Origin of the sequence: Pontibacter pamirensis (genome assembly GCF_010015475.1) — a bacterium.
In the GTDB taxonomy this organism is placed as follows: domain Bacteria; phylum Bacteroidota; class Bacteroidia; order Cytophagales; family Hymenobacteraceae; genus Pontibacter; species Pontibacter pamirensis.
The window spans coordinates 317,127-331,155 of the sequence record NZ_SSNI01000001.1; the positions used below are offsets into that span (position 1 = coordinate 317,127).

The 14,029-nt window shown below is 49.2% G+C and carries 12 protein-coding genes and 1 riboswitch; of the genes, 5 read left to right on the forward strand and 7 right to left on the reverse strand.

Features of this window, described 5'->3' with window-relative positions; genetic code table 11:
* Window positions 1–259 precede the first annotated feature (259 nt).
* The 6 genes from E1919_RS02240 to E1919_RS02265 form a co-directional block, all read right to left on the reverse strand.
* The gene (locus E1919_RS02240) at window positions 260–2,575 is read right to left on the reverse strand and encodes a peptidylprolyl isomerase (protein WP_162051696.1); all 2,316 of its coding nucleotides are present in this window, start codon (window positions 2,573–2,575) and stop codon (window positions 260–262) included.
* Between the two features lie 159 nt (window positions 2,576–2,734).
* The gene (locus tag E1919_RS02245; protein ID WP_162051697.1) at window positions 2,735–3,145 is read right to left on the reverse strand and encodes an ATP-binding protein; all 411 of its coding nucleotides are present in this window, start codon (window positions 3,143–3,145) and stop codon (window positions 2,735–2,737) included.
* Complete coding sequence (locus E1919_RS02250) at window positions 3,138–3,482, reverse strand: STAS domain-containing protein (RefSeq protein WP_237143955.1); 345 nt, start codon at window positions 3,480–3,482, stop codon at window positions 3,138–3,140. Before E1919_RS02250 ends, E1919_RS02245 begins: the two co-directional genes overlap by 8 nt.
* 14 nt (window positions 3,483–3,496) lie before the next feature.
* Complete coding sequence (locus E1919_RS02255) at window positions 3,497–5,449, reverse strand: GAF domain-containing SpoIIE family protein phosphatase (RefSeq protein WP_237143956.1); 1,953 nt, start codon at window positions 5,447–5,449, stop codon at window positions 3,497–3,499.
* Window positions 5,450–5,895: 446 nt separating this feature from the next.
* Window positions 5,896–7,365, reverse strand: coding sequence for an IMP dehydrogenase (guaB, locus tag E1919_RS02260; RefSeq protein ID WP_162051698.1), 1,470 nt, complete (start codon window positions 7,363–7,365; stop codon window positions 5,896–5,898).
* A 109-nt stretch (window positions 7,366–7,474) separates the two neighbouring features.
* On the reverse strand, window positions 7,475–7,792 hold the full coding sequence (locus E1919_RS02265) for a rhodanese-like domain-containing protein (protein WP_162051699.1): 318 nt from the start codon (window positions 7,790–7,792) through the stop codon (window positions 7,475–7,477).
* A 125-nt stretch (window positions 7,793–7,917) separates the two neighbouring features.
* Between E1919_RS02265 and pnuC the strand changes: the two genes are divergently transcribed.
* The 4 genes from pnuC (at window position 7,918) to E1919_RS02285 (ending at window position 10,694) form a co-directional block, all read left to right on the forward strand.
* Complete coding sequence (gene pnuC / locus E1919_RS02270; RefSeq protein ID WP_162051700.1) at window positions 7,918–8,544, forward strand: nicotinamide riboside transporter PnuC; 627 nt, start codon at window positions 7,918–7,920, stop codon at window positions 8,542–8,544.
* 123 nt (window positions 8,545–8,667) lie between these two features.
* Window positions 8,668–8,844: a hypothetical protein gene (locus E1919_RS02275; RefSeq protein ID WP_162051701.1), complete on the forward strand. Its 177-nt coding sequence runs from the start codon at window positions 8,668–8,670 to the stop codon at window positions 8,842–8,844.
* 437 nt (window positions 8,845–9,281) lie between these two features.
* Complete coding sequence (locus E1919_RS02280) at window positions 9,282–9,815, forward strand: AAA family ATPase (protein WP_162051702.1); 534 nt, start codon at window positions 9,282–9,284, stop codon at window positions 9,813–9,815.
* A 3-nt stretch (window positions 9,816–9,818) separates the two neighbouring features.
* Window positions 9,819–10,694, forward strand: a complete 876-nt coding sequence (locus E1919_RS02285) for an aldose 1-epimerase family protein (protein ID WP_162051703.1) — start codon at window positions 9,819–9,821, stop codon at window positions 10,692–10,694.
* 124 nt (window positions 10,695–10,818) lie between these two features.
* Here the strand turns inward: E1919_RS02285 and E1919_RS02290 are convergent, their stop codons facing one another.
* Window positions 10,819–11,067 (reverse strand): hypothetical protein, encoded by a 249-nt coding sequence (locus E1919_RS02290; protein WP_115565560.1) that lies wholly within the window; start codon window positions 11,065–11,067, stop codon window positions 10,819–10,821.
* A 228-nt stretch (window positions 11,068–11,295) separates the two neighbouring features.
* Window positions 11,296–11,393, forward strand: a riboswitch (TPP riboswitch).
* A gap of 57 nt (window positions 11,394–11,450) precedes the next feature.
* Between E1919_RS02290 and E1919_RS02295 the strand changes: the two genes are divergently transcribed.
* Window positions 11,451–13,925 carry a TonB-dependent receptor gene (locus tag E1919_RS02295; RefSeq protein WP_162051704.1) on the forward strand — a complete coding sequence of 825 codons (2,475 nt, stop codon included), beginning with the start codon at window positions 11,451–11,453 and terminating at the stop codon, window positions 13,923–13,925.
* Window positions 13,926–14,029 lie beyond the last annotated feature (104 nt).

Below are 14,029 nucleotides of genomic sequence, written 5' to 3' on the forward strand. Positions count from 1 at the left end.
GATATGATTGTGTGCGCTTGGCGCCTGTTAAATCCTCTGTTTCAGGGCTCAAAGAAATGCATCTGCGTCTCAAATAAACTTGCTTGCAGGTCCACAGCCGGGGCTATATACCTAAAACAGCAGCTATCTAGTTTCTATAGCATTCCTTTGCAGCCTGAACTTAAAATTCAGACAGACTATTATGTAAAACGCACAATTTACGTCTTTATTCTGAATAAACTGAATTATCAGCTCGTTGCAAAAAAGGTACCAGAATGAACTATTGCTTTATCAGCTTGTCTACCTCTTCCTGCCTTACGGTTACCGGGTATTTCTGGCGCAGTTGGTCTACCCATTGCTGCTCCAGGTAGTTCTGGTAATCAGATATAGCCAGGCCACGCACTTCGTCCAGTTCTTTATAGCCGGGCTCCAGTACCTCTTCGATGATGATGAGGTATTCGCGGCCATTTTGCTGCACGTTGTAAGTGCCTTTCTCCCAAGCTACCATATCCAAAGCCTTGTTGTCTCCTTTCTGGAACTTCTTCTCTGATATCTGCACGCCAAGCGGGTTGTTGCTCTGTGCATTCAGGTTATCTGCAAGGGCACTGCGTTCTGTGGTATACAGCACGAAAGACACACGGCGGTTTCGGCGGCGGCCAGTCTCTGAGTTATCCGGACCTGCCTGGTTTGTTGCCCCAAGGGTGTTAGTGCTTAGCTGATCAGACGGTACCCCCTGAGCGATCAGGTATGCCTTGGATTTGTCTGCTCTCTCAGCTGCCAGGGTTTTACTGGCAGAAGCTTCGCGGGCATCCGTGTGGCCGTTAATGTCTACGGTAAGGCTCTCATTGCTTTTTAGTAGCTCGGCGAGTTCATTTAGTTTGGCTGTGCCTTCCTGCGTCAGCGTGGGCTTGTTCTGCTCAAACAGGATGTCTGTTAGCTTCGCAAAGCTTACCGGGTAGCGACGTTCGCTTAGTTGCTCCTGTGCTTTCTGCAGGAGCTCTTTGTTGGCAGCACTTATAATGATTGCCTGCACGCGCGGGCCCCACGTATACTTCTCCCTGTTCTGGGCAAAGTATGCTTTCAGGCCAACAGAGTCCTCCACCGCCTTCGACCATACTTTCTCGTCCATCATCTGGAAGAGGAGGATACCGTCGTGGTACTCCTGTACCAGCATTCTATAGTCGGGGTGCTTCTTCTCCAGGTTTGCCTTTTCATATTCCACCAGGCTCTTATCTACATAGGCCTCGTAGAGCAGGTTCATGGCATGCGCCGCAGAACTTGTGGCTCGTGGCTGCTGCGTTTCTTTGGCATACTTCCAGAAATCACCAATGGTATAAGGCTTGCCCTGTATGGTGAACAAGGTTTGCTCCAAGTCTTTGTCAGCTTCGTCGTAGGTCCAGTTTGCCTGTAGCAGTTCGTTGGAGGCTTTGCTCATCGCGGTTGCCTTGGCCTCAGCATTTTCTGTGAAGCTGTTCTCTGCCTTAATGCGCTTCATGAAGGCAGTCTTGTTCAATTCGGAGCGGGAGTCCTTTGCAATTCTGTTGCGCAGGTTCTGCTCCATGTCTTCGTAAGCAGGCAAGCCACGTTTTTCCAGTAGCTTAATAATATGCCAGCCATAGGGTGTTAGAACCGGTTGCGCCACATCGCCCGTATTTTGAAGGTTAAAGGCGGCATCCTCAAAAGAAGGTATCATGCGGCCAGTGCCAAACCATGGCAGCTCACCACTATTGTTGGCGGAATTGGCATCCTCAGAAAATTCTTCAGCAAGTTTTTCCCAGTTCTCTTTGCGCTGCACCCGCTTATAGATGGCGTCTACACGCTGCTTTGCAGCCAGCGAGTCGGCTTTTGGTATGCCCGGTGTGGCACGCACCATAATATGAGCCACCCGCACTTCGCCTTTGGCCTGGCGCTTGTCATTTACTTTTATCAGGTGGTAACCAAAACGGGTACGCACCGGCATCGAAATATCTCCGACAGCAGTTCTGAAGGCAGCATCCTCAAACGGATATACCATCTGGAGCGCCGTAAAATAGCCCAAGTCTCCCTTATTGTCAGCTGCAGACGGATCCTGGGAGTTTTGCTGCGCCAGTTTACCAAAATCTTCACCAGCGAGAGCACTCCTGCGCAAATCCATAGTGCGGTTATAGGCCGCTAAGGTATCTTCAGGGGCCGCATCCGGTGCAAGGCTGATAAGGATGTGGGATGCATTTACTTCCTGCTGCATGCGCTCGTAAGCCTCCTTTACCAACTTGTCGGTCACGCTCTTTTCTGTGAGGTAAGGCTGTGCCAGCTGCTCTTTATAGCCCTCCAGTTCCCGCCTGAAAGCGGTAGTGGTGTCCAGCCCTTTTCCTTCAGCCTCCAGCACCTTCAGTTTGAAGTTGGTGTACAGGTTCAGGTACTCGCTTACGCTCTGGCGGGTATAGGCGTCTTCGTTGCCGCTGTTGTTTTTCTCGTACACATAGCGGAACTCTTCAATGGAAACAGGTTTCGTGCCAAGTGTCGCGATGGTAGGCTCTTTACTCTCATTCTTCTTGGTTGCGGTGCAGCCCGCTGATAGCAGGAGAGCAGCCACAACAAGTAGGTGATTACTGCGCATAAGTTTTAAAACAGAATTTTTCTTTCGCTGATCGGGATCAGAATATGCAATTTTAGTTATTTTTTCTGACAGATAAGTCAAAAAGTGTAACCACAATTGTATTGCATTTGGTTTCGTTTCCGATAACGGAATATGCGCAGGTAAAGTGTGTAAGTCTCTTTATTTGATTTTCTTGTGAAGGATGCAGGTGTTTTGGGAGCCATCGCTCTGGAATTCTACTTTGTCCATGATGCGGTTTACGAGAGCTATGCCCACGCCGCCTTTCTTGCCGAGCCGGATATTTTCCTCTATGTCCGGCTCTTTGTAGTTGGCGTGCTCAAAAGCCAGTCCCTCATCTGAAATCTTGAACTGAAGTATGTCTTTCACCTGGCTAATGGTCAGGGTAATGTGCTTTTTGGGGTCTTCGTGGTTTGCGTGGATAATGAGGTTGGCGCATATTTCATCTACAGCCAACACAATCTGGTTCATCAGAATATCGGTTAAGGAAAGGGCATGGAGGTACTCCGTGACGAAGTCACGTATTGTCTTCAGGTTCTTTTTCGTACAGTTTACCCGAATGGAGTTATTCATTGGCAATACTCCTTGCTTCCTCGTAGTCGGATACGATGGTCATGAGCAGGTCGAGGCCAAGTATCTCAAACACGTTGCGCACTTTATCCTGCATGTTGTAAAAAATTAGCTTTATCTGAGCATCCTCGAAGCGCTGCAGGTGCGAGATAAACACACCAAGTCCGGCGGAGGAAATGTAATGCAGGTTTTTGCAATCGACCAGGATTTTGCTGTACTCCATTATTTCAGGGTCCGACAGCTCCTCGTCCAGCATCACCGAAGAGCTGGCATCGAGCTCACCATCAAGCGTCATGATGATGGTGTTGTCTTTGATTTCGTTCGTTATTTTCATCGGCATACTTTACGGCTTATTCATTTGTTTGGTTCAACAGGCTTGAACTTAATCACCAGCAGTGTCTGGTCATCATAAAGATTGTCAGGCCCCGTGAAATGTTCCAGATCGTTGATAATAGCGTATTTGATGTCCTCTGCCTCCAGATGGTACGTCTGCTGCAGCATGTACTTTAGTCTGTCTTCGCCATACTCTTCGTTCGCCTCGTTTCGGGCTTCCACAATGCCGTCGGTGTAAATCACCATCACATCGCTAGGATTGTAGTCGTAGTACATTTCCCGTATGTGGTTGGCGTAGCTCTTGTCCCGGATAATGCCCAGTCCCAAGCCGTCTGTCTGGAAGTAGAAGACGTCGTCCATCATGGCGTTATAGTATAATGTGTGGCAATGGCCGGCACGTGCAAACATAAAGCCCTTCATGCTATAATCTATAATATACAGCGCAGAAGTAATGAAAGAAGTTTTCTCAAGGCAGCGGCTCAGGGCACTATTGGCCTGTTTCATGAACTCGCTTGGCGGCATATCCTGCTGCATCAGGCCGTGGAAAATCCCTTTCATCTGAGCCATATGGAAAGCCGCCGAAATACCCTTGCCCGACACGTCGCCGATAATAATGGCGATGCGCGACTCACTCAACTGCAGGAAATCGTAAAAATCGCCACCCACTTCTTTGGCTGCCATAGCATGCGTGCTTATCTCAAACCAGCTGTCGACCGGGAACTTCTTTGGAATGAGGCTGTCCTGCACCTGCGTGGCAATCTTCAACTCCTCTTTATAACGCTCGTTCTGCAGCGATTCTGCTATCAGCCGCAGGTTTTCTATGGTTAATATGGTTTGGCTGGTGAAAGTGCGCAGTACGTTCACCGTCTCGCGGTCGAATCCCTGCTCAATATCCTTCAGCAAGTAGAGCACTCCCGACAGATAATTCTTAGACTTAATAGGAAGTATAATCAACGATTTCCAAGGCAGCATCAGGTCACGGAAGCCTGGGTTGCGGTTCAGGTTGTTGTTAATGTAATCGATGTTGTGGATGTTGTAGGCCAGCAGCAGGTGCCGGATGCGCTTAATCTGGTCAACATCGATATTGAGCAGGTGTGTTACCTGTGGCTCCCCGTTACGGATAAGCTCAAACCATGAGGCACTGGCATCAGAGGCTTTTATCGTACTCTCGAACAGCATATCGTATACCTGCGCCTCGCTTTGCCCTTGCTGTATGGACTGGCTCAGGCGCTGGAAATTGAGCAGGTCTTCACTCTTCTGCTCAAATACGCCGGAAGTAGGCAAACTGAAAAGGGAGACCAGAAAGGCTGCCAGTGTATAGGCCCCCACAAACATCATAGCCAGCAGCAAAAAGCCCACGTCGGTATAATCAACTACCAGTTTCGGGTTGTTCTCCATGCCCTTGAAAAAGCGCACGAATATGTAGCAGCTGAGCAGAATGGCGCCCAGCAAAACCAAAGACCGGCTTTTATTGCTGAATGTAAGGTAAGCCACCCACTTCAGGTTCGTGCACAGGAACAGGATGTAAAAGCCTATCAGGGCCAGCAGCGGCATAAAGATGATGCTGTCGTATTTAAAGTTAAAGATGGTTAGCAGCAGCATGGCTCCTAACAGCAACTCAAACCAGTCCCAGGCTATCTGCAGAAACTTGTTCTTATGGTAAAGCAACAGCTGTCGCCAGATATAGAAGGCCTTAGCCAGAAAAACGACCAGTAAGCCGAAGTTGATCTGGTACACAAGGTGCAGCAGCAAAGGCGACTCCGCGTCAGCGTAATTGGTCATCACCTTGTAGCCCAGAAAAAGGGCCACACTCACATAGGCTGCCACAGCGGCCTTCGAGAAGAGATTCCAGAGATAGCCGATAAAGTCTACTCCTTTTAGTGACTCTGTGCTCAGACGCTGGAAAAGGAAAACGGAGACAAGGAAAACTACTACCAGCAGGTTGTTTAAAAAGGGCAGCGACAATTGAGCCACACCCTGCTCACGAAGCCTGTGAGCAGAAAATAATACGTTTGCTAACAGCAGAGCCCAGCTAACGACAGCAGTAGTAACCAGTAAAGATCTTGCATTCGTTTTGTAAAGCATAGGACTGGAATCCGCCGTTTTATTTTCCTGCGATAGTATATTGTTTTTAGTAGACGTAAAATCAGTGAAAGGTAATGAAAATTTTCGCTCTTTGGCCAAAGTGTGAGAGTAGAGTTATAGGAAAACAACTTGCATAACGTAAAACGGAAGGCGTAGGTTAGCTTTTGGCCTGTCTGCGCCTTCCGGTTCACATGAAGTGAAGAGTTAGAAACTAGAATTTATATGTCGCTTACGCTTTACATATAAGAGCAGCACGAACCTTATCGTTCCATCTCCTGCAAGTCAGCTACCAGGTGGTTAGCCTGATGAACGTTACTTGTTGCATTAGCTGCTGGTTAGCGGCTGTAGTTAGGGGCCTCGCGTACAATCTGTACATCGTGCGGATGGCTTTCCCGAAGGCCGGCACCAGTGATTTTTACCATTTTAGCGCCTTGCAGCTTCTCGATGCTTGGTGTGCCGCAGTAGCCCATACCTGCACGAATGCCGCCTGCCAACTGATAGATTACCTCCTGTACTAAACCCTTGTATGGCACACGGCCTACAATGCCTTCCGGCACAAGCTTCTTCGCGTTAGTTTCGTTGCTCTGGAAGTAGCGGTCTTTCGAGCCTTCTTCCATCGCCTCCACAGATCCCATGCCGCGGTAGGTCTTGAACTTGCGTCCCTCGTAAAGAATCATCTCGCCCGGAGCCTCTTCCGTACCTGCCAGCAGGGAACCTATCATCACGGTGCTCGCACCGCCCGCAAGGGCTTTCACGATATCACCGGAAAACTTAATGCCACCGTCTGCTATCACAGGTACGCCGGTTCCTTCTAGGCCTCTCACCGCTTCCATTACAGCGGAGAGCTGTGGCACGCCAATACCGGCAATCACACGGGTCGTACAGATAGAGCCCGGGCCTACACCCACTTTAACGGCATCGGCACCTGCGTCAGCCAGCGCCTTCGCTCCGTCAGCAGTGGCTATGTTGCCGGCGATCAGGTCTAACTCAGGGAAAGCGTTCTTTATTTTTCTTACCGCTTCCAGCACGCCTTTTGAGTGACCGTGGGCTGTGTCTACGCTTATTACGTCTACACCTGCTTCCACCAATGCTTTCACGCGGTCCAGCACATCAGGCGTAACGCCCACGGCGGCACCTACACGCAGGCGGCCGAACTCGTCTTTGCAGGCAAAGGGGCGGTCTTTCTTTTTCAGGATGTCTTTGTAAGTGATCAGGCCAACAAGCTTGCCTTCCTCGTCCACTACCGGCAGTTTCTCTATTTTGTATTCCTGCAGGATGTCCTCGGCCTTGGCCATGTCCGTGCCTCTGGAAGCCGTCACTAGGTTTTGGGTGGTCATCACAGAAGACACCTTTTGTGTCAGGTCCTTCTCAAAACGAAGGTCACGGTTGGTGATGATGCCAGTCAGTATACCCGCATCATTCACTATCGGAATACCGCCAATTTTGTTTTCGGTCATAATCTGCACGGCATCACCCAGCGTGGCTTTCTCGTTCAGGGTGATGGGGTCGAGGATCATGCCGCTCTCAGAACGCTTTACCTTCCGCACCTGCTGCGCCTGCTTCTTGATAGACATGTTTTTATGGATAAAACCCAGGCCACCTTCCTGCGCCATCGCAATTGCCAGGTCAGCCTCTGTCACGGTGTCCATAGCAGCCGATACAAGCGGAACATTGATGCGTATGTTGCGGGTAAGCTGCGAAGAAGTGTCTGTCTCGTTGGGGAGTACTTCGGAGTAAGCCGGAAGTAAAAGCACGTCGTCGTATGTGAGTGCTTCGAATAATATCTTAGACTGATCAGAGATCATGGCAAATAAATTAAGGGTTGTTATTTGCCGCGTAAAATTACGGAAATTTCTTTAGAATATGCTGCAAGTAGGAGAGTAATATTTTTGCAGAATTTATACCGGAGCCTGTTTAGTACTTTGTCATCGTCGGGTCTACTTGGGTGGCCCAGGCATGTATACCTCCTTTCAGGTTGAGGAGGTTATCATAGCCGAGGCGCTGGCTGAGGTAATTAATGGCCTGTGCGCTGCGGAAACCATGGTGGCAGATTATCACAACCGGCACATCGCGCCGGATGCGGTTCGCCTGTTCAAGCAGTTCCCCCATCGGAATCAGTTCCCCGCCCAAATTACAAATTTTGAATTCTGACGGCTCGCGCACGTCTACCAGCTGTATGTTGGTGCTGCGCGACAGCCGCTCTTTCAGTTCCTGTGCCGTAATTTCATCCATAGGGCTTCTTTTTTGGGTAGCATGGTATACGTGTGGCGAGGCAAATGATTCTTTGCTTCGCCTGAATTTCAAAATTAAGCAGGTGTTTGTTTATATAAAGTGCTGCGAGCGCTTAAATTGCAGGGATGAATGTGTTACAGAGTATCGTCGAGGCCTTGCAGGCCATGAACCTGGTTGAGCTGATAGGTGTGGTGACAGGTATAGCCTGTGTATGGCTGGCGGCAAAGCAGAACATCTGGACGTGGCCAATAGGCCTGATTAGCGTAGGCATGTACGTGTTTGTGTTCTATGACGCGCGGCTGTACGCCGACATGGGTCTGAATGCGTTTTACTTTGTCACGAGCTTGTATGGCTGGTATGTATGGCTTTACGGGGGCAAGAACCACTCGGAACGTAAGGTAGGGCGTGTCAGCAAAAAGGAAATGACAGTGCTGCTGGCACTGGGGCTAGTTTTTACGTTAAGCCTGGGCTATTTTCTGGATAATTATACCGATGCCGACCTTTCTTACACAGACTCCGCTACCACCGCTGTCAGCCTGATTGGCTATTGGATGATGGCCAAGAAGCAGCTGGAGAACTGGATTGTCTGGCTGATAGTGGATGTGGTGTATGTGGGCGTGTACACTTACAAAGACCTTTACCTGACCAGTTTCCTTTACTTCGTTTTCCTGCTATTGTCAATAAAAGGCTACCTCGACTGGAAAAAAGACCTGGTGGCCCTGAAACAGGCTCCTGCAGAAGCGAATGCATAATACTACTACTAATTCGTCTTATTGTGAAAGACTTACAGCAGTAGGCACACGTACAAGTGAACGAGTATGATTGCTGCGCTCCCGCTTTGGGCGTAGAATGTTTCACCACCAATCCTGCAGCATATGAGACAACGTAAACTGGAGTTACCTGAAGAGTTGAAATTTGAGAATCGTTTAAAATGGGGTTACGAATCTCCGGATGAAAGCCCAAAGCAGGTTCATTTGAAGCAACACGGCGAAAAGCAGCCTAGGATAGTAGAAGTGTACAACTTTTACGACTACAGCTTTTCTGAGAATTAGCGCATTTCTGAAATGCAGCCAGCAAGGGGTGCCGGAGTCAGTTCCGGCACCCCTTGCTGTTTACATGCCTTTGCAGTTCGTTTTTTCCCAGGTGCCCCTGCTTCACTCTTGATTTAAGCACTTTTACCACCTTTAATTATACCTGTGCTTTTTATAAATGGTAAAATTATAGTTATTAAAAAATTAGTTATATATTTATCTATGTTTCAAATCAGGCAGTTGCCCAACAGACAGTACATAGAACAGGGTAAAAACCTGTCTATAAGCTAGTGCACTCCGCCGGAACTGACCGAATTTGAACCTACCCGTCAGAGATACTCCTATTAGTAAGGAGTACAAAATCGTTGTGCCCAGCCACAGAAGGATGCTGGGCACAACGATTTTTGCTTTCATGGCCTTGCTGTTCTTTTGTGGTGCTTTTTTGCGACCTTTGCCTCATGCTGAAAGTTGCGGTTACCGGACCTGAGTCTACGGGCAAATCTACCTTGGCGGAGCAGTTGGCCCGGCAGTATAATACGGTATGGGTGCCGGAGTATGCCCGTACCTATGTCGGCAACCTGGGCAGGCCGTATACACCAGAGGATTTAGAGGCCATAGCGCATGGGCAACTGGCGCTGGAGCAGGAAATGCAGCAGCAGGCGGAGCGTATCATTTTCTCGGATACCGACCTGCTGGTGATCAAGATCTGGAGCGAGCATGCCTTTGGCCACTGCCCCGCCTGGATACAGGAGAAACTAAAGCAGCAAAACTATAACCTTTGCCTGCTCATGGGCGTTGATTTGCCCTGGGAGCCAGACCCACAGCGCGAACATCCGCACTTGCGGGCTTTCTTCTATGAGTGGTATAAAAGAGAGCTACAGGCGCTGGGAGTGCCTTTTGTGGAGATAGCCGGGCAGCAGCAGGAGCGTTTGCAGCTGGCCTGCCGCCACGTGGATGCCCTGCTTCATAAACATCACCTTCTGAAAAAATAAACTATGTTATATTCCTTAGAAAACGACCAATATAAAGTAGGTATAGAAAGCCTGGGGGCCGAACTACAGCATCTTGTGAAAAAAGACGAGAACCTGGAGTTAATCTGGACGGGTGATCCTGCTGTCTGGGGCGGTCAGGCCCCGAATCTCTTCCCGATAGTAGGAGAACTACCAAACCAGCAGTATACCTATGAGGGAAAAACCTACCACATGAAGCGCCATGGCTTTGCGCGGCGCAAAGAGTTTAAGTTGGTAGATGTGAAGCAGGATAAACTTGTATTTGAACTAGAGCACGATGAGGAGACCCTGGAGCAGTACCCATTTAAGTTCAGGCTTCTCATTGCTTACCAGCTAAAGCAGAACAAGCTTTCTATTACCTACCAGGTGACAAATCCCGATGATGATAAAATGTACTTCTCGGTGGGAGCGCATCCTGGTTTTAACGTACCCCTGTACCCGAACGAGCGCTACGAAGACTACTACATCGAATTTGAAGAAGAGGAAACGGCCAGCCGCTACCTGCTGAGCGAGCAGGGCCTTTTAAATGGAGATACAGAGCGCTTGTTGGAGCAAAACAACGTACTGCCCCTGGACCATAGCCTTTTTGATAAAGACGCTGTGGTGCTGAAGCGCCTGAATTCCGAGAAAGTGACACTGGCAAGCAGAGTAAGCCCGCGCCGTATAGAAATGGCTTTTGAAGGATTTCCGTACTTAGGAATATGGGCTAAACCTGGACCTGCACCTTACGTGTGCATAGAGCCTTGGTGTGGTATAGCCAGTCGGGTAGGAGACTCCGGAGAACTACAGGACAAAGAAGGTATAAATGAACTTAGGCCGGGTCAGATTTTTGAGCGTACTTTTACTGTTACAGTGATTTGATTTTTATAAGAACTGTCCTGATAAAGTGATGCGTATTTTTTAAGTCAGCACAGATAAACTAAAAGCAGCGGCCCCAACTGAATAGACACTATTCAGTTGGGGCCGCTGCTTTTTAAAGAGGTACTTAATGCACGGAAGGTTCCGGGAACTTAGGAACCTTTATGTTTCTAAAGTCATACTTCGGCTCAAAATCGTTGACGGGCAGCGAAATGCCAGGTGGAAGGTCAATATCTGGTAAATCATCTCCCAACGGTTCACCTCCGTCATCGTCGTTGTCGGTAGATGGCGGGCGGTTAAATCTATTGCGTGGGGCGAATGCATAATAGGCCAATATCGTCAAAAGGGCTACAGTATAAATAATGCTAATCATCATCGCGGTAATACATTAAGAATTCAATGTTATGCCGCCCTTATCTGCGGCAAAGGTTTCAATTTCAATACGTAAGGGGAAAGGTGCCTTCGTATGTTTTACAACGTACTTTTGGCCTTTGTGGTTATCTGTAAAAGCAAATTTTAAGTAGATGTGCAGCAGCCGGTGTCAAAAACTTTTCGGCGCCGGATCAATCTAATTTTGCAGGAGAGTGAAAAGCCCCTTACCTTTGGGGTAGTTTAGGGGTGCCTTAATAAAACGGGCTGAGATCATACCCATTGAACCTGATCCGGGTAATGCCGGCGAAGGGAAAAACGGTAAACGAAATTTAACAGGTTGCTAACCCCTGGCAAACCTGTATGTTTCATCTATTCATTTCATTCAAAATGCGTAATTTTCTTATCGCAGTGGCAGCTATCCTGTTGCCTTTGCAACTGCTTGCCCAGTACCAACTGAGCGGGCGCGTAACCAATGCAGCCAATGGCGAGGGCCTGGCTGGAGCCAATGTCGTGCTGGAACGGACAGCCACAGGTGTGTCTGCAGGAGCCAACGGCTTTTTCTCATTTCAAAACCTGCCAGCCGGAAACTACAGCCTGAAGGTGAGTTACCTTGGCTATGAGCAGGAGAGGGTAACAGTGGACCTGCAGCAGGATAGCCGCGTAGAGGTAGTGTTACAGCCGCAGGCCCTGCAGACAAGCGAGGTAGTAGTACAGGCCACCCGTGCCGATGCGCGCACCGGCACAACTTTTACCAATGTGACTCAAGAGGAGATAGAGGCCCGCAACTTCGGGCAGGATCTGCCTTATCTGCTGGAGCAGGTGCCCTCCGTGGTGGTGAACTCTGATGCCGGCGCAGGCGTGGGCTATACCGGCATCCGCATCCGTGGGTCTGACATCACCCGCATCAATGTAACGGTAAATGGTATTCCGATAAATGACCCGGAGAGCCATGGCGTGTTTTTCGTGAACATGCCTGATTTTGCCTCCTCTGTGGAGGATATACAGGTGCAGCGCGGCGTAGGAACCTCTACCAACGGAGCCGGCGCTTTTGGGGCCAGTCTGAACATACAGACGCAGCAGGTGCGACGCGAGGCCTATGCCGAGACTGACCATACCTATGGCTCCTTTGATACCTGGCGGAACAACGTGCGCTTCGGAACCGGCCTGATCAACGGCAAATTTGCCTTCGACGGCCGCTTGTCTCGTATTAAGTCGGATGGCTACATCGACCGCGCCTCTTCCGACTTAAAATCATTCTACTTTTCAGGTGGCTACTACGGCGAAAAAACCTCTGTGAAGTTTATTTCTTTTTCTGGCACCGAGCAAACCTACCAGGCGTGGTACGGCACCCCGGAGGCACTGGTATACGGCAACGCCGCTGACCTGCAGGCATATATCGACCGCAACTACATTGAGGGCGCTGACCGGGAGAATTTGCTGCGCTCCGGCCGCCGCTACAACTATTATACCTACGACAACGAGACCGACAATTATCAGCAGGACCATTACCAGCTGCACCTGTCGCATGATTTTATGCCGAGCCTGAGTTTTTCGGGTGCACTGCATTATACTTATGGGCGGGGATATTATGAGCAATTCCGGCGCGACGATGATCTGGCGGATTATGGACTAGCAGATGTGATGATTGGCGGCGATACTATTTCCACCACTGACCTTATTCGCCGCCGCTGGCTGGACAATGACTTTTACGGCGCAACCTATGCCCTGCAGTATAACCCGAACAGCCGCCTGAACGCTACGCTGGGAGGCGCCTGGAACAGGTACGACGGCCGCCACTTCGGAGAGATTATCTGGGCGCGCTACGCCTCTACCTCTAACATCCGGGATAACTACTACGACAACGATGCTGTGAAAACGGATTTCAACATTTTTGCCAAGGTAAGCTATGGCCTTACTGAGAAGCTTAGTGTTTTTGGTGACTTGCAACTTCGTTCAGTCAGCTACTCTTTCCTCGGCTTCGACAATGATTTAACCAATATTACGCAGGAGGCAAACTACAACTTTTGGAACCCCAAAGCAGGTGTTGTTTATACCCTGCAGCCGGAACACCAACTATATGCCTCTTTCGCGGTGGGTAATAGGGAGCCCGTGCGCAACGATTTCACAGAGTCTTCGCCAAATAGTCGACCGCAGCATGAAACATTACGGAACTTAGAAGCAGGTTATCGTGGCGTGATAGGTTTGGGAGAGTTTGCAGGAAAGCCTTTAACGGCAAATTTGGAGGCGAACTACTATTATATGAGCTACAAGAACCAGTTAGTGTTAACCGGACAAATCAATGATGTAGGCGCCTATACCCGCACCAACATCGACGACAGCTACCGCCAGGGGGTAGAGTTGTCCGGAGCGATGCGATTAGAAGAACGTGCTGCCTTCACCACCAACCTCGCCTACAGCCAGAATAAGATCGACGGCTTCAGTGAGTTTATTGATGATTATGATACCGGAGATCAGGCTCAGAATACTTATAATCAAACAACCATTGCCTTCTCACCGGAGTGGGTAACAACCAGCCAATTGGAGGTGCAGGTGCTAAAAGGGTTTCGGGCAGCCTTCATTTACAAGTCAGTGAGCAAGCAGTACCTGGATAACACGGAGAACGAAAATCGCATTATACCAGCTTATCAGGTAGGTGACCTTCGCCTGCGCTACAATATCGGCTTCAAAAATGTACTGAAAGATCTGGAACTGGGACTGTTGATCAACAACGTGTTCAATGAAATGTATGCTGCCAATGGCTATACCTTCAGCTACATTGCCGGGGGCGCACCTATCACGGAAAATTTCTACTACCCACAGGCTACACGCAATTACCTGCTGTCGGTAGGGCTTAAATTCTAAGGTTGAGGCAAATGCCGCTTCCCCTTATTCCCGGAGGTAGCTTCTAAACTTTAAGTTCGCCAATATGTTATGAAAGCCCTGCCGTTCTGGTGGGGCTTTTCGTT

What these genes read in the sequence shown, in the direction of transcription:
- E1919_RS02240 (WP_162051696.1), bottom strand. Translation starts at nt 2,575, where the DNA reads ATGCGCAGTAATCACCTACTTGTTGTGGCTGCTCTCCTGCTATCAGCG.
- E1919_RS02245 (WP_162051697.1), bottom strand. Translation starts at nt 3,145, where the DNA reads ATGAATAACTCCATTCGGGTAAACTGTACGAAAAAGAACCTGAAGACA.
- E1919_RS02250 (WP_237143955.1), bottom strand. Translation starts at nt 3,482, where the DNA reads ATGCCGATGAAAATAACGAACGAAATCAAAGACAACACCATCATCATG.
- guaB (WP_162051698.1), bottom strand. Translation starts at nt 7,365, where the DNA reads ATGATCTCTGATCAGTCTAAGATATTATTCGAAGCACTCACATACGAC.
- E1919_RS02265 (WP_162051699.1), bottom strand. Translation starts at nt 7,792, where the DNA reads ATGGATGAAATTACGGCACAGGAACTGAAAGAGCGGCTGTCGCGCAGC.
- pnuC (WP_162051700.1), top strand. Translation starts at nt 7,918, where the DNA reads ATGAATGTGTTACAGAGTATCGTCGAGGCCTTGCAGGCCATGAACCTG.
- E1919_RS02275 (WP_162051701.1), top strand. Translation starts at nt 8,668, where the DNA reads ATGAGACAACGTAAACTGGAGTTACCTGAAGAGTTGAAATTTGAGAAT.
- E1919_RS02280 (WP_162051702.1), top strand. Translation starts at nt 9,282, where the DNA reads ATGCTGAAAGTTGCGGTTACCGGACCTGAGTCTACGGGCAAATCTACC.
- E1919_RS02285 (WP_162051703.1), top strand. Translation starts at nt 9,819, where the DNA reads ATGTTATATTCCTTAGAAAACGACCAATATAAAGTAGGTATAGAAAGC.
- E1919_RS02290 (WP_115565560.1), bottom strand. Translation starts at nt 11,067, where the DNA reads ATGATGATTAGCATTATTTATACTGTAGCCCTTTTGACGATATTGGCC.
- E1919_RS02295 (WP_162051704.1), top strand. Translation starts at nt 11,451, where the DNA reads ATGCGTAATTTTCTTATCGCAGTGGCAGCTATCCTGTTGCCTTTGCAA.